We start from the raw sequence: 14,867 nt of genomic DNA, 5'->3' as shown, positions 1-14,867 counted from the left end.
CACCGGACACGCGGCGGCGCGCGCGGTCCTGGCCGACCCGCGCATCAGCTCACGCTACGAACTCCTGCACCTGCCGGTGCCGATGGCGGGCGCGSSYVVGCCACSGCCSCSBGCGCCGCCGCGTGTCCGGTGACCAGCCAGCCCACGTGCCCGTCGGCGTACCGCATGCGGCGCAGGGGGCGGTCGCTCAGCGCGGTGAGTTCGGCGGGCGGATCGAAGGGGCAGCCGGTGCGGCGGTCGGTCGGCAGCGTGACCGGGGTTTCATCGGCGGACGGGTCGGTGGTGGACATGTCGGCCGTCGCGTCGGTGGACATGTCGGCCGTCGCGTCGGTGGACGACGGTTCTAAGGGCATGGGACCTCCTGGGACATGGGGGCTCGGAGCAGGCCGGAGCAGGCCGGGGCAGCCGGACGAGCGCCTCGGCGTGCGACCATGACGCCATGGTGGCACACACTTGGCGCACAGGCGAGCCATTCTGGCCTCGCCTCGTCAGTCGACCTCATGAACCCGTGTTTCCGCGCCGGACCTTCCTGTCCTTCCCGTCCGCGGCTTCCAGATCCCCAGGCAGGGCCACGGCCGCGCTATGGTGACGCCATGGTGGCGCCACCCGAGCGCGACACGCCGGAGAGCCTCAGTCGCCCTGCGCCCACGCCGCCACCGGAAGCGACAGGTAGACGCCGAAGTCGTCGAGTCCGGTCGCCTTGCGGAGGTCCTCGTGCAGGCGGTCGACGCGCTCCTGGCGGTCGACGGCCCGGCTCTCGAAGAACTTGGACCGCACCTCGATCACCACATCGAGTCCACAGCGGTCCAGCGGACTCCGGCGGCGGAAGCGGACCTCGACATCACCCGGCTGAAGGTCTCCGTCATACGGCTCCTCGGGGCATTCCACGGCGAGGGACACCAGGTGCGGCAGCACCGAACCCAGTTCCCGCAGCTTCGATTCGGCGACATCCGGAGCGTGCGTGACTTCTACGAGTGGCATTGGTCCACTCTAAACAGATTCAACCGCACTCTGTTAAAAACCTTCCCCGTCACGAACCTTGATGAGCCTCGGGCGGATGGGCGAAAGTCGGGGCGCGGCGAAGCCCCCACTTTCGCCGCCAGGCAAAAGCCCGCCTTCACGGGAAACGCACCCAAATCCCCGTCCCTGGAATGCCGTTGTCCCAGGACGCCGGAATGCCGTGTGGCCGATGCCTGCTACCGGAAGGAAACAGAGTGCGCATTTCGCATAAGTCTGCCCTCATCGCCGCCGCCGGAGCCCTGCTCTCGGTCACCGCCGTGACCGCGACCCAGGCCCAGGCGAGCGAGGCCGCTCCGCGGTACCAGCCGGAGATGGTGCGGGCGCTCGCCACGTCGCTCGGCGTCAGCGAGCAGGCCGCCGTGCGGCGGCTCGACCAGCAGGACGCGCAGCAGAGACGGCTCGCGGGCCTGGCCAAGGACGGGATATCCGGCGACGGCGCCTTCTTCACCGCCGACGGCAGGCTGACCGTCAACGCCGGTGACGCCGCCGAGGCCAGGAAGATCGAGAAGACCGGCCTCACCGCCCGGGTCCCCGCCCGCGGCCAGGCCGAACTGGACCAGATCAAGGCGAAGCTGGACGCCCTCGCCGCCAAACACGTCCCGGCGGGTGTGTCCTCGTGGCGCGTCGACCTGGCCTCGGACACCGTCACGGTCGAGGTCAACAGCGGGCGCGGCGCCGCCACCAAGGCGTTCCTCGCCGAGGCCGCGAAGCACGGCAAGGCGGTCAAGGTCGTCAAGGGCCAGGAGAAGCTCACCCCGCAGGCCGTGATCTACCCGGGCAGCCGGATGACGTTCAACGGCTACCTGTGCTCCGTCGGTTACGGCGCGCGCGACAGGAACGGCAAGCAGTACCTCGTCACCGCCGGGCACTGCGTGGAGGACCTGCCCGTCCTGTCGTACAACAACGTGCGCTTCGCCAAGGCCACGAACACGCGCTTCGCCGTCGGCACCCGCAGCGTGGACATGGGCATCGCCGCCATCGACTCCGGCAACTCCATCGCCACCAGCGTCGGCACCTGGGGCAACGGCAACCCGGTCGCCGTCCAGGGCAGCCGCAGGGCCGCCTCCGGCGCCGCGCTCTGCAAGTCCGGCCAGACCACGGGATGGACCTGCGGCAAGGTCAAGTCGTACAACGTCAGCGTGACCTACACCGACCAGAACGGCGGCCCCGACACCGTCGTCTCCGGGCTCGGCAGCTCCACGGTCTGCACCGAGGGCGGTGACAGCGGCGGCGCCTACATCTCGGGCAACCAGGCCCAGGGCATGACCTCCGGTGGCCCCATCGGCCAGGAGTGCTCCGGCGTGAACTCCGGCGGCTCCTCCTACTTCCAGCCGCTCGACGACGCGCTCAGCTACTACGGCCTGACGCTGAACACCAACTGATCCCCTTCCGTCGCGGGTCACAGGGGCCGTTCACCGGTTACGGTGAACGGCCCCTGCTCGGCGTACGGGCGAGGGCGACCGGCCCGGCCGCGGCACAGCGCCCCTACGCCCACATCGAAAGAAATCATGACGAACGACCTCTTTCCCGCGGGCCCGGAGGCGACCTTCGCGCTCGTCCTCCGCCAGGCCCTGCGGCACCGCGGGCTCTCCCTGGAGCGGATATGCGACCGCCTCCACGCCCAGGGGATCAGCGTCAGCCCCGCCACGCTCAGCCACTGGCAGCGCGGCCGCAGCCAGCCCGAGCGCCCCCAGTCGCTGCGGGCCATCGACGCCCTGGAACCGATGCTCGAACTGCGGCCGGGCACCCTGCGCTCGCTGCTCGGACCGCACCGCCCCCGCGGCCGGGCGCTGCCGCACGACCCGGCCGCCGTACGGGGTGTCTACGGCGAGAAGTCCGACCTCGAACAGGCGCTCGGCGAGGCGTTCCTGTATTTCAACGCGGACACCCAGGCGCTCGTCACCCACGAGACGGTGACCCTGGACGAGCACCGTTCCATCCGCGAGATCACGGTGACCAATGTGCTGCGGGCCGTCAGGGACGGCGCCCGGCAGCTCGCCGTGGTCCACTTCCTCGACGCGCTGCCGACCGACGCCGTCGATGTCGTGGTGCGCTACGGGGAACTGGCCGACCGGCGTTTCCTGCCGGAGCTGCGCAGTGTGCTCGCCGACATCTCCTTCGGCCGCCCGCTGGCGCGCAACGACACGGCGGTGGTCGAGTACACCGTCCACATCGGCCCGTCCCCCACGACCTCCCACTGCCATGAACGCCGCATCCGGGAATCGCTGCGGACCTATCTGCTGCACGTGCGATTCCATCCGCGGGCAATTCCGGCGAGCTGCCACTATTTCTACCGAGAACGCCTCGATGACGAACCCAGACAACGCCACCGGGTAACTCTCGACACGTCCCACACCGCGCACCTGCTCCCCGCCAAGTGCCCGCCGGGCGTTTATGGACTCGAATGGCAGTGGGAATGAGCGCGCCGCGCGTCAGGCGCGCTGGGCCTTGTCGTACACCTTCTTGGCCGTGGCCCCGAACACCTCGCCGTACATCTTGGTCGGCGTCAGGGAGTCCAGCGCGCTGTTGACCGAGACCAGGACGCCCTTGCCGGTGGTGGAGTCGAAGTCGGCGAGCCATGGACCGCCGCTGGAGCCGCCGCTGAGGTCGCAGGGGATGGCCTGCGTGCCGTGCTCCTTCTTCGCCGTGCCGACGCAGCGCAGCAGTTCCTCGCCGCGCTGCGGGCGGGTGGCGGAGTAGCCGATGGCGGAGATCGTGCCGCCCACGGGACGGTTGAAGGCGACGGGCGTGGCGCCCACGACATCGGTGAGCTTCCTGCCGCTCCTGTCCGCGTCGACGACCAGCGCCGACAGGTCGCGGGTGGAGTCGGTCTCCCAGGCGCGCGGGGTCGCGGCCGAGCGGACGGCGAACGCGCCGTAGGGCGCCCTGCCCTGGTGGTAGGCGGGGACGAACACCATCGAGACGTTGGTGTTGTACGGCGATGAGCCACGGCGTACGCAGTGGGCCGCGGTCATCACGGCGGAGCGGTTGGCACTCTTGACGGCCGTGGCCGTGCACCAGGTGTCGGCGCCGCCCGCGTTGACGAAGAAGAGCCGTCCCACCGTCTTGAGCGTCCTGCCCCGGTACGGCTTGGCGCGCGGGCCGGTCGGGCCGAGGTCCACGGACCGGCCGACGGCCTTCATCCGGGCGGGCGTCCAGTAGGCGAGGGCTTCCTTGCGCTCGGCGGCGGTGTACTTCAGGACGGACACCGGGTCAGCCGCGGCGGCACGCGCCTCCCGGCCGGGCGCGGCGGTCGCCGGGACGGGGGCGGCGAGGGCGAGCGCCGTCCCGGCCACGGCGAGCCCCATGGCCCCGCCGCGAAGGCGCCGCCGCCGACGGATCACGGAGACGGTAAGCTTCTGGGACTTGGCGGCATCGGACATGGCGGGTCTCTCCTCGGCTGGCGCGTCGACGGTCGATGGGCACGGCCGGGGCCGTACGTCCGCACTCATAGAGCGCGCGGCCGCTCGCCGGGTTGCGCTGTCGGCGTTCTGTGACACAACCGGCCATCACCGCCGCCAACCGGAGGCTGTTGCTCCGGTGCCCTCGGCACCGGACAGCGGCTATGCCTCCGCCGCGCTCAGCCGCACCGTCGTCGTGATGCGCGTGAGGCCGGGATCGGGCGGTGCCGAGCCGAAGCCGAAGCGTACCGGCGGCGTCACGGGGGCCATCGGACCGAGGTCCGTGCCGTCGAAGGACGCCGAGACGGTGCGCAGGCGGTGCAGGTCCCGCGCGCCGTACCACTCCTTGCGGCCCCCGCCCGCACTGCCGCGCGTGCGTACGCCGCGCAGCAGCACCCGGGCGGGCAGGTCCGTCACGGCGCTCCACACCGGCCGGCGGGCGATCACTGCGGGTACGGCGCGCAGCAGCAGGCCGAGCGGGCGGCGCCGGCCGACGGTGAAGCGCAGGGCGAGCGGACCCGCCCCGACCGTCCAGGTGCCGTGGGCGACATCCACCCGGACCGGGACGACACGTACCTCGTCGAAGGTGTAGGTGCCGCCGATGAAGTCCGCCGTCTCGCGTGAGGGAGCCAGCAGCAGCCGGTGCCCGTCGGCGGACTCCAGCATCACATCGCTGAACGGCCCGAACGGCGACCGCGGCCAGTGGCCGAGCACGATGCGGGTCCCGCCGGCCGTCCCCATGCCCGCGATCCAGCCGTCGAAGCGCAGTCGGCGGCGCCGTGGCGCCGCACCGTCCGTCAGCCGGTCCATGTGTCCGCTCCCGTCCGTGCGCGTCGCGGCGTGCGGAGGGCGGTGAGAGCCCTCCCCCCGCAGCGTCTACCTGTTCACCTCCCCTGTTCGGGTACGACACGCCCCCGCCGCGCACCGCCGGTCCGCTCCCGCTTCGCACGCGCCTTGCGGGCCTCCCTGAAGTCCACGTACGCGAGGACGATCACCAGGAGCGGCACGACGACCGAGAGCAGGGCGACGCGCAGCGCTCCGTCCGTCAGGGCAACGGTCACGCCGATCACCAGGGCGCCGGAGACGAGCCCGGTGAACTGCCGCCAGGACTGGTAGCCCGCGACCGAGGTGCGCTCCGGGGGCATCCCCGGGGTGTTGTCGTCGTCTCCGAGCTCGTGCAGGGCGGACCGGGCGGGTTGTCTTCGTCCCTCGGAGCGGGCCTGACGCCAGACGAAGAACCAACGCGCCAGGACGTAGAGAGCCAGTGCGCCGAAGATGATCCACCAGTCGGTGGCGCTGTTGTCGTGGTAACGGGCCAGAGTCATGGCTGCCGTGTGCCCGCGCTTGAGAGGAGTAGCCGCTTCCGTATCCGCGGCGGGGGCGGCCGGAGGCGGTCAGGGCGGCGGCGCCGGTGGCGTGGTGGCGGTCGGGAGGGTCAGCCGGACCGCGAAGCCCCCCGTGTCCCGGGCGCCCGCGGTCAGTGATCCGCCGCAGAGGGCCGCGCGCTCCCGCATGCCGATCAGGCCGTAACCGGAGGCGGGCAGCGGAACGGCCGCGGCAGGGGGCCGGGCGCCCGGTCCTCCCTCGTCGCGCACGACGATGCGCAACTGGCCGGGGAGGTAGGAGATGTGCACCTCGGCCCACGTGGGAGCGGCGTGTTTGACGACGTTGGTCAGCGCCTCCTGCACCACGCGGTAGGCGCAGAGGTCGATCCCCGGGGCCAGCGCTCTGGGCTCCCCCTCGGTCCGGATCTCCACGGTCACCTCGGCCGCCGCGAGCCGGGCCGTGAGGTCGCCGATCCTGGCGAGGCCGGGCAGCGGGTGGAGCGCCACCGCGTCCGGCGGCCCCTCCGCCTCCCCGACGTCGACGCGCAGCACGGCCAGCATCCGCCGCAGCTCCTCCAGCGCCTCCCCGCTGGCGTCCGCCACCGCGTCCAGTGCCGTGCGCGCGGTCGCCGTGTCCGAGGAGAGGACGTATCCGGCCAGGCCCGCCTGGACCGAGACGACCGACATGTGATGGGCCACCACGTCGTGCAGCTCGCGGGCGATGCGGACCCGCTCGTCGACGACGGCCCGCCGGGCCCGCTCCTCCTGTTCGTGTGCCAACTGGGCGCTGAGCCGTCGCAGTTCCGCGTTACGGCTGCTCAGGCTGTGCTGGGTGCGGCCGACGGCCAGTGCGATCAGGGGGATCAGGGCCGCCTGGAGCAGCGCCATCGGGAGCGGCAGACGGCCCGACACGCCGCTCTGGAGCAGTACGGCGAAGACGGGTACGCAGGCCGCGTACGCCACCTTCGGCTCCCGCCGCGCCGCCACACCCACCAGGGCGAGTGCGGGGCCCCACCAGTTCAGTGACGGCTGGTGGCCCAGGGCCAGATAGACCGCGTACCCGCCGCAGGCGACGAACAGCACGGTCAGCGGCGCGTCGCGGCGCACGGCGAGCGGCAGCACCACCAGGCAGGTCAGGACGTACGCGGTGGCGTCGAAGGACGCCCACCCGGCGGGGCGGTACTGATATCCCGCCACGCACGCGGCGACCGCGATGGAGACGGCGAGCGCCGCGTCCACCGCCCGGCGTGGGACAAGTGACCTGGCCTGCATCGGGGGATGGTAGGACGGATGGGCCCCGATGAGCACGGTCGAGCACGGATGAACGAGATTTCATCCGGCCGGAGCCTTTGCGGGACAAGGCCCAACCCCCTTTTCCGCAAGCAGGTTGCCTGATAACCGACACTTCGCCGAGCGCGGCTCGTTGGCCTTGGTGGCACATGACCGGATGGCTGCCTCTAGCAAGGGGGGCGGCAGTGTGAGCGTGCCGTGAGCCGGCGCGAGCGGGCGGTGGCCCTGGCCGTGAGGGAAGTTGACGCGAGAATGGACAGTAGGTTCGACGGTGGCCGCGGGATGCCGCTGAGCGCTGCGCAGACGGGCATGTGGTTCGCCCAGGCCCTCGATCCGCGGAGCCCGGCGTTCCGGGCAGCCGAAGTGGTGGAGATCCAGGGCCCGGTGGACGTGGGCGCGCTTCAGCGGGCGTTGCGCGAGGCCCTCACCGACGCCGAGGGGCTGCGCGCGCGGTTCGTGACCGACGACGGCGGTGAGGTGCGGCAGATCATCGAGCCGCTGGGCGTCTGGAGTCTGCCGGAGGTGGACCTGCGCGGCGAGGGCGACCCCACATCGGCCGCGTACGCGTGGATGCGCGCCGAGCTCGACCGGCCGGTCGACCTCGGGCGCTCCCCCACGGCGGTCCTCACCGCCCTGCGGACGGCCGACGACCGGTATCTGCTGTATCTCGCCCTGCACCACATCACCCTGGACGGCTTCGGCGCGGCCCTGTTCATCGAGCGCATCGCCGAGGTCTACACCGCGCTGGCCGCCGGTGAGCCGGTCCCGCCGAGCCGTATGGGCACCCTGAGCCAGGTCCTCGCCGACGAGGCCGAGTACCACGCGTCCGAGCGGTTCGTCCGCGACCGGGAGTACTGGGCGGCCGAGCTGGCCGACTGGCCCGCGCGCCCGGACTCCGCGCACGAGGTGCCGGACATCCCGCGCGGCTTCGTGCGGGCGACCGGTCACCTCGACGCCACGGCGACGGACGGGCTCCGCACCCTCGCGCGGGGCGCGCGCACCGGCCTCGCGACGGCCGCGATGGCTGCCCTGTCGCTCTATGTGCACCGGCTCAGCGGCCGCGAGGAGGTGACGCTCGACCTGACCGTGACCGGCCGCGGCGCCGCCGCGCGCACCGTCCCCACGATGCTCGCCAACATCCTGCCGCTGCGGGTGCGCATGGACGGGCGGAGCACCCTGGAGGACCTGTTGCGCCACACCGTCGACAAGGCCAAGGGACTCCTGCGCCACCAGCGTTATCCGTACGGATACGTGGCGCGGGAGCTGAGGATCGCCCGGCGCCCCGAGGGGTTCGCGGACGACTGGGGCATCAACATCATGACGCACGACAAGGAGCTGCGCTTCGGCCCCTGCCCCGCGGTGCTGCACAACCTGTCCAACGGACCGGTCACCGGCCTGGGAGTGAACGTCTACGACCGGCCCACCGACGGCTCGCTGCGCATCGACTTCCAGGCGGACCCCGCCCTGTACTCCGCCGCGGACGTCACCGCCCACCATCAGCGCTTCATGGCGCTGCTGCGGACACTGGCGCAGGCAGAACCGATCCTGCCCCTCAAGGACATCGACCTCCTGACGGCCGGGGAACGCGCGGAGCTGCTGCGCACCGCGCGGGGCGCCGAGCACCCCGTCCCCGCCACGACGCTGCCCGAGCTGTTCGAGGCCCAGGTCCGGCGCGCCCCCGGCCGGACCGCCCTGGTCTGCGGCGACACGGAGCTGACCGGCGGTGAGCTCAACGCCCGTGCCAACCGCCTCGCCCACCAGCTCATCGCGCGGGGCGCCGCCCCCGAGACCCATGTGGCGGTCCTGCTGCCCCGTACGGCCGACTACGTGACGGCCCTGCTCGCCATCCTCAAGACGGGCGCGGCGTGTGTGCCGCTTGACCCGAGTCACCCGGCGGAGCGCATCCGCACGATGGTGGCCGACGCCCGTCCGCTGTGCGTGGTCACGACCTCCGCCGAAGCCACCCGTCTCGTCTGCGCCACGCCGACCCTGGTGCTCGACGAGGCGGCGACGGTGGCGGCGCTCGACGGGCGGGCGGCCACCGACCCCGGGGGCCGGGACCGGCCGCTGAGTCCGCGCCATCCCGCCTACGTCAGCTTCACCTCCGGCACCTCGGGGCGTCCCAAGGGTGTGGTCGTCGAGCACCGGCAGCTCACCCATCTCTACTTCGACCACGAGCGCGACCTGATCGCGCCGGACGCCGCGGCGGCGGGGCGCCGGCTGCGGGCCGCGCTCACCGCGTCGTTCTCGTTCGACACGTCCTGGGTGGGGCTGCTCTTCCTGGCCGCGGGACAGGAACTGCACCTCATCGAGGAGCCGGTGCGGCTCGACCCCGCCGCCCTCGTCGCCCAGGTGCGCGAGCGGCGCATCGACTTCCTCGACATCACGCCCTCCTTCCTCCGCCAGCTGCTGGCGGCGGGGCTCGTCGACGGCGCGGGGCACCACCCGCGCATGGTCATGATCGGCGGCGAGGCCCTCGACGCCGGGCTGTGGCAGCGGCTGCGCGCCTGCCCGACGACCGTCTTCCACAACTACTACGGACCCACCGAGTGCACCGTGGACGCGGTGTACCGCCGCATCACACCGGACGCGGAGCGTCCGGTCATCGGGCGCCCCGGGCACCATGTGCGGGCCTACGTACTCGACCACGCGCTGCGGCCCGTCCCGGCGACGGTGCCGGGCGAGCTGTATCTGGCGGGTGCGCAGGTGGCCCGGGGGTATCTGGGCAGGCCCGATCTGACCGCCGAGCGGTTCGTCGCCGATCCCTTCGGCGCGGCGGGCTCGCGCATGTACCGCACCGGCGATCTGGTGCGCTGGACGCACGACGGCGAGCTGGAATACCTCGGCCGCAACGACCAGCAAATCAAGGTGCGGGGCGTGCGCATCGAGCTGCCGGAGATCGAGGCCGTCCTCACCGGCCATCCGGACATCGCCCACGCGGCCGTGGCCGTTCAGGAGTCCGGCGGCGGCGCCACCGCCACGCAGACCCTGACCGCGCACATCGTGGCCGCCCGTGACGCGGCGGTGGACGGCCCCGGGGCGCACCCGGACTCCGTGGATCTGCGGGCCTGGGCCTCGGCGCAGCTGCCCTCCCCCATGGTGCCGTCCCGGTTCGTCGTCCACCGGGCACTGCCCCTGACCGTCCAGGGCAAGCTGGACCGCGCCGCCCTCGCCGCCGCGGCGGCCCCCGCGGCCCCGGTCGACGGCCGCCCGGCCACGAGCCCGCTGGAGAAGGAGCTGTGCGGCATCTTCTGCGATGTCCTCGACGTGCCGGACGTCAGCATCGACGACGACTTCTTCGCCCTGGGCGGCCACTCGCTCCTGGCCGCGCGGCTCACCGCCCGGGTCCGGACCGACCTGGGGGCCGAGCTGCTGCTCGGGGCGCTGTACCAGGCGCCCACGGTGGCCTCCCTGGCCAGACTCCTTGAGGACGGCTCCCCGCAGGACGCCTTCGAGGTGCTGCTGCCCCTGCGCACCACCGGCAGCCGGCCGCCGCTGTTCTGCGTGCACCCCGCGGGCGGCCTCGGCTGGTGCTACGCGACGCTGCCGCCGCACCTGCCCGCCGACGTCCCGGTGTACGCGCTCCAGGCGCGCGGCCTGCGCAGCGACGACCGGCCCGCGGCGTCCTTCCGGGAGATGATCGCGGACTACACCCGGCACATCCGCTCGGTCCAGCCGAGCGGGCCCTACCACCTGCTCGGCTGGTCCCTCGGCGGCGCCCTGGCCCACGCCATCGCCGTCCAGCTCCAGAGCGAGGGCGAGCGGGTGGACCTGCTGGCCATGCTGGACGCGCAGCCCATCGACCCGGCGGGGCACCTGCGCGCCGAGCAGGACTCGCGGCGCCTGACCAACCTCCTCCTGGAAGCGGCGGGGCAACTGCCGCAGCACCGTGTTCCCCGGCAGGACGGCATGGTCTCCGGGGCCGACGGTGTGCCGGTGGAGGCGCTGCGCGCGTCGTACGCCGAGCACGGGCTGGACGAGGTGCACCTCAAGGCGGCCACGGCGCTGATCAGCCACCACGCCACCCTGCTGCCCACCTTCACCGAAGGTGTCTTCGACGGTGACCTTGTCTACTTCCACGCCACCCGCGGCAAGCCCGACACCGCCCCCACCGGCCGCACCTGGCAGCCCTGGATCACCGGCCGCATCACCTCCCACGACACGGCCTGCACCCATCACGCCATGACCCAGGCGGAGAACATCGCCCTGACCGGCGACGTTCTCACCGAAGCCCTGGTGCCGGGCGACGCATGAGGCGCACCGACGGGGGCACATCAGGGGGCGACAAGGGGGCGACAACATGCCCGGCGATCCGTGAAAGAAACGCAACTTTTGTGTGTTTGTAAAGCGGAGTTAAGAGCACACGGTGTCCAGGAGGTTGATACACATGGTTCCCCTGCTTCTGGTTCTGCTGCTTGCTCTGATCCTCTTCGGCGCCGGTTTCGCGCTGAAGGCCCTGTGGTGGATCGCCGTGATCGTGCTGGTGGTGTGGCTTCTCGGCTTCATCGTCCGGCCCGCCGCGAGCGGTGGCCGCAGGAGCCGCTGGTATCGGTGGTGAGTGATGCCGTGAACTGATCACGGCACCGATGAAAAAGGGGCGGGCCCGGCCGGGTATGGCCGGGCCCGCCCCTTTTCGGCCGTACCGGACCCGCCCTTCCTCGACATGTGTCCCGGATACGGCATATGGGGCGAGCCCCGGGGTACCCGCTGCCACGTCGGCCCCCGTGGGCACAGCAGCGGGAACTCTGCGCCTCCACTCCCCGGGGGCCGACGCCGTGTGCGGGCTAGGATCCGGGCCATGGCTCTGACCTCGCGCGACATCGACCGCTTCGAGACGTCCATGCCTCGCCTCCAGGCCATCGCCTACCGCCTCCTGGGGTCCGCGAGCGACGCCGAGGACGCCGTGCAGGACACCTTCCTGCGCTGGCAGGCGGCCGACGTCGAGCGTGTCGAGGTGCCCGAGGCCTGGCTGACGAAGGTCCTCACCAACCTCTGCCTCAACCAGCTCGCCTCCGCCCGTGCCCGGCGCGAGACCTACGTAGGCCAGTGGCTGCCCGAGCCTCTGCTCGCCGGGGACCCGATGCTGGGCCCCGCCGACACCGCCGAGCAGCGCGATTCCCTCTCGTACGCCGTGCTCACGCTCATGGAGCGGCTCTCCCCCAACGAGCGGGCCGTGTACGTGCTGCGCGAGGCGTTCGGGCACAGCCACCGGGAGATCGCGGAGATCCTCGGCGTCAGCGAGGCCACGAGCCAGCAGATCGCGCACCGCGCCAAGAAGCACATCCAGGCGGGGCGGGCCCGCGCCGAGGTCGACGAGGCCGCCGCCCGGCGGGTCATCCAGGAGTTCCTGACCGCCGCCACCAGCGGCAGGACCGAGCCGCTCGTGCGGCTGCTCACCGAGGACGCGATCGCGGTCGGTGACGGCGGCGGAAAGATCCCCGCCCGCGCCAAGGCGTTCGAGGGCGCCCTCGCCGTCGCGACGTTCCTGCGGGGCCTGTTCCTGCCCGGCAAGGCCAAGCGGAACCTCGCGGGCGGCTCGCCGCACGTGTACACCACGACCGCCAACGGCGCCCCCGCGCTCGTCGCGGTGGTCGACGGGCGGGTCGTCGGCGTCACGTTCCTTGAGGTCACCGCCGAGGGCATCGCCGCCGTCCGCAGCCAGGTGAACCCCGACAAACTCGCGCGCGCGACCCGGCAGTGGGCCGCCGGTGACCACGGGCAGGAGGACTACCTGCTCCTCACGTTCTGAGGCCCCTCCAAGGCACCATCCACCCCCCCCAAGAGCTGTGTGACGTGCTTCATATCGCGTTCCTGTCAGGAAATCGCGGGCTGCCCGGTTCAGGTGGCGAACCCGCGTGAGACAGGAGCTCAGACATGCAGCACCGCATCATCGTCCTCGGAGCCGGTTACACCGGAGCGTTCGCCGCCGGGCGCCTCGCCCGACGGCTGCGCCGCGAGGACGTCTCCCTCACCCTCGTCAACGCCGAGCCCGACTTCGTCGAGCGCGTACGGATGCACCAGCTCGCGGTCGGCCAGGATCTCAGGCCCCGGCCCTACCGCGAGATGTTCGCCGGTACGGGCGTCACGCTGAAGCTCGCCACGGTCACCGGCATCGACGCCGACCACCGCACCGTCTCCGTCCTCGGCGCGGACGGCGCCGAGGAGCTCACGTACGACAACCTCGTCTACGCGCTCGGCAGCGGCTGGAACACCCAGGGAGTTCCGGGCACCGACGAGCACGCTCATGACATCGCGGGCCGCCCCGGCGCGCTCCGGCTGCGCGGACGCCTCGCCGAACTGGACGCCGGTGCGCCCGTGGTGGTCGTCGGCGGCGGTCTGACCGGCCTGGAGGCCGCGACCGAGATCGCCGAGACCCGTCCGGACCTGGATGTCGCCCTGGCCGCGCGCGGCGGGCTCGGCGAATGGCTCTCGCCCGCGGGCCGCCGCCACCTGCGCAAGGTCGTCGACAGGCTCGGCATCACGGTGCACGAGGACACGGCCGTGACGGAGGTGGCGGCCGACCACGTCACCACGGCCGACGGCGCCACCGTCCCCGCGGCGGTCACCGTGTGGACGACCGGCTTCGCGGTCCACCCCCTGGCCCGCGCCACCACCCTGGAGGTCACGGGCACCGGCCAGATCGTGGTCGACGGCACCATGCGCTCCGTCTCCCACCCGGAGGTGTACGCGATCGGCGACGCGGCCCTGGTGCGGGGCCCCGGCGGCACACCGCTCCGGATGTCGTGCGCCTCGGGCACCCCGACCGCCTGGCAGGCGGCCGACTCCATCGCGGCCCGCCTGACCGGCGGAAAGCTGCCGAACGCCCCGCTGCGCTACTTCAACCAGTGCGTCTCGCTCGGCCGCAGGGACGGCCTCATCCAGTACGTCACCGCCGACGACCGCGCCGTGCGCGCCGCCCTGACGGGCCGGCTCGCCGCCCTGTACAAGGAGACGATCTGCAAGGCCGCGGCCTGGGGTGTGGCCAACCCGACGTTCGGCATGCCGGTCCGGCGCCGCCCGGTGCTGCGGCAGGCGGCCGGGACGGCATCGGCCCTGCGCGCGGGGGCGTGACCGGGCGGATCAGGACGCCACGGCGCCCTGGAACCACTTGAGCAGTTCCAGGGCAGCCGGACTCGCCGCGTCGAAGGTCTGCCACCGCACCTCGTCGGGCAGCTCGGCGCCCCAGGCACGGACCCCCTGGCAGCGGAAGCAGAAGGCGATCTCGAAGAGCATCTCGGCGGCGCCGTGCGCCCGGATGCCCCAGCCCGGCAGGAAGCAGCGGTGGGCCTCGCCCTCGGGCAGCGCGGCGACAGCACGGACATGCCTCAGTGCCCCTCGGCCCCGCCGCTGTCAGGTGCTGATGGTGGTGACGGCGTCGAGGCCGTAGGTGCGGGCGTAGCCGTTCTCGGTGCCCACCAGCAGGTCGACGATCTCGAAGTAGCGGTCCCAGAAGGGGGTTTCGCGCAGGGCGTCGATGAGGAGCTGGTAGGCGCCGTGGTCGTCGGCCTCCCAGACCCAGACGTCGGTGACGCGGGTGGAGTAGAACTCCGTGTCGTAGAAGCGTGACCGTACGCCGGTGGTCTTGGCCTCGATGGCGGGGATGACCTGGGTGACGAAGGTGTCGACGCGTTCCGCGGGGGTCATCGCGAGCCACTCGGGGTTGGTCTTGACGAGCATGAACGCGGTGACGGGCGGCGGGGTGGTGGTCTGTTCGGCGGGCATGGTGCTGCCTTCCGGGGAGAGAGGGGTGATCGGTCCGGGGTCGCGGTACGTCAGCCGACGAGCGCGAACTTCAGGGTCCGGGCGCACCACTCCTCGAAGGTGGTGGGGG

General features: G+C 72.3%; 14 protein-coding genes. 6 read left to right on the top strand and 8 right to left on the bottom strand.

All coding sequences use genetic code 11. The annotated features are described in order from the left end of the window. Window positions 1-44 precede the first annotated feature (44 nt). Window positions 45-353, bottom strand: coding sequence for a hypothetical protein (locus AB8Z36_RS42280; protein WP_440581898.1), 309 nt, complete (start codon window positions 351-353; stop codon window positions 45-47). Between the two features lie 277 nt (window positions 354-630). After that, entirely contained in the window at window positions 631-981 is a 351-nt protein-coding gene (locus tag AB8Z36_RS12180; protein ID WP_369213269.1) for a hypothetical protein, read from the bottom strand. Window positions 982-1,214: 233 nt separating this feature from the next. On the opposite strand from AB8Z36_RS12180, the gene AB8Z36_RS12175 reads away from it, so the two are divergent. Both AB8Z36_RS12175 and AB8Z36_RS12170 read left to right on the top strand, forming a co-directional pair. After that, window positions 1,215-2,402 (top strand): S1 family peptidase, encoded by a 1,188-nt coding sequence (locus AB8Z36_RS12175; protein ID WP_369213268.1) that lies wholly within the window; start codon window positions 1,215-1,217, stop codon window positions 2,400-2,402. Window positions 2,403-2,528: 126 nt separating this feature from the next. After that, window positions 2,529-3,440, top strand: coding sequence for a helix-turn-helix domain-containing protein (locus AB8Z36_RS12170; protein ID WP_369213267.1), 912 nt, complete (start codon window positions 2,529-2,531; stop codon window positions 3,438-3,440). 12 nt (window positions 3,441-3,452) lie between these two features. On the opposite strand, the gene AB8Z36_RS12165 is transcribed toward AB8Z36_RS12170, so the two are convergent. The 4 genes from AB8Z36_RS12165 to AB8Z36_RS12150 form a co-directional block, all read right to left on the bottom strand. Continuing rightward, window positions 3,453-4,403 carry a trypsin-like serine peptidase gene (locus tag AB8Z36_RS12165; RefSeq protein ID WP_369213266.1) on the bottom strand — a complete coding sequence of 317 codons (951 nt, stop codon included), beginning with the start codon at window positions 4,401-4,403 and terminating at the stop codon, window positions 3,453-3,455. 180 nt (window positions 4,404-4,583) lie between these two features. Further along, window positions 4,584-5,231 carry a hypothetical protein gene (locus AB8Z36_RS12160; protein ID WP_369213265.1) on the bottom strand — a complete coding sequence of 216 codons (648 nt, stop codon included), beginning with the start codon at window positions 5,229-5,231 and terminating at the stop codon, window positions 4,584-4,586. 74 nt (window positions 5,232-5,305) lie between these two features. Beyond that, window positions 5,306-5,746: a hypothetical protein gene (locus tag AB8Z36_RS12155; protein ID WP_369213264.1), complete on the bottom strand. Its 441-nt coding sequence runs from the start codon at window positions 5,744-5,746 to the stop codon at window positions 5,306-5,308. A 69-nt stretch (window positions 5,747-5,815) separates the two neighbouring features. After that, on the bottom strand, window positions 5,816-7,018 hold the full coding sequence (locus AB8Z36_RS12150) for a sensor histidine kinase (RefSeq protein WP_369213263.1): 1,203 nt from the start codon (window positions 7,016-7,018) through the stop codon (window positions 5,816-5,818). A gap of 300 nt (window positions 7,019-7,318) precedes the next feature. Here AB8Z36_RS12150 and AB8Z36_RS12145 point away from each other — a divergent pair, with 300 nt between their 5' ends. From AB8Z36_RS12145 to AB8Z36_RS12130, 4 genes are all read left to right on the top strand, one after another. Further along, complete coding sequence (locus AB8Z36_RS12145) at window positions 7,319-11,290, top strand: amino acid adenylation domain-containing protein (RefSeq protein ID WP_369213262.1); 3,972 nt, start codon at window positions 7,319-7,321, stop codon at window positions 11,288-11,290. Between the two features lie 133 nt (window positions 11,291-11,423). Beyond that, the gene (locus AB8Z36_RS12140) at window positions 11,424-11,594 is read left to right on the top strand and encodes a hydrophobic protein (protein WP_369213261.1); all 171 of its coding nucleotides are present in this window, start codon (window positions 11,424-11,426) and stop codon (window positions 11,592-11,594) included. Window positions 11,595-11,834: 240 nt separating this feature from the next. Further along, a complete protein-coding gene (gene sigJ / locus AB8Z36_RS12135; RefSeq protein WP_369213260.1) occupies window positions 11,835-12,785 on the top strand; it encodes an RNA polymerase sigma factor SigJ in 951 nt (316 codons plus the stop codon). A gap of 125 nt (window positions 12,786-12,910) precedes the next feature. Continuing rightward, complete coding sequence (locus AB8Z36_RS12130; RefSeq protein ID WP_369213259.1) at window positions 12,911-14,107, top strand: NAD(P)/FAD-dependent oxidoreductase; 1,197 nt, start codon at window positions 12,911-12,913, stop codon at window positions 14,105-14,107. 9 nt (window positions 14,108-14,116) lie between these two features. On the opposite strand, the gene AB8Z36_RS12125 is transcribed toward AB8Z36_RS12130, so the two are convergent. Together AB8Z36_RS12125 and AB8Z36_RS12120 are read right to left on the bottom strand one after the other, a co-directional pair. Next, window positions 14,117-14,269, bottom strand: a complete 153-nt coding sequence (locus AB8Z36_RS12125; RefSeq protein ID WP_369213258.1) for a hypothetical protein — start codon at window positions 14,267-14,269, stop codon at window positions 14,117-14,119. 117 nt (window positions 14,270-14,386) lie between these two features. Beyond that, a complete protein-coding gene (locus AB8Z36_RS12120; protein WP_369213257.1) occupies window positions 14,387-14,758 on the bottom strand; it encodes a darcynin family protein in 372 nt (123 codons plus the stop codon). Window positions 14,759-14,867 lie beyond the last annotated feature (109 nt).

Source organism: Streptomyces flavofungini (assembly GCF_041028215.1).
Taxonomy (GTDB): Bacteria; Actinomycetota; Actinomycetes; order Streptomycetales; family Streptomycetaceae; genus Streptomyces; species Streptomyces flavofungini_B.
This window is presented reverse-complemented; position numbering and strand designations above follow the sequence as displayed.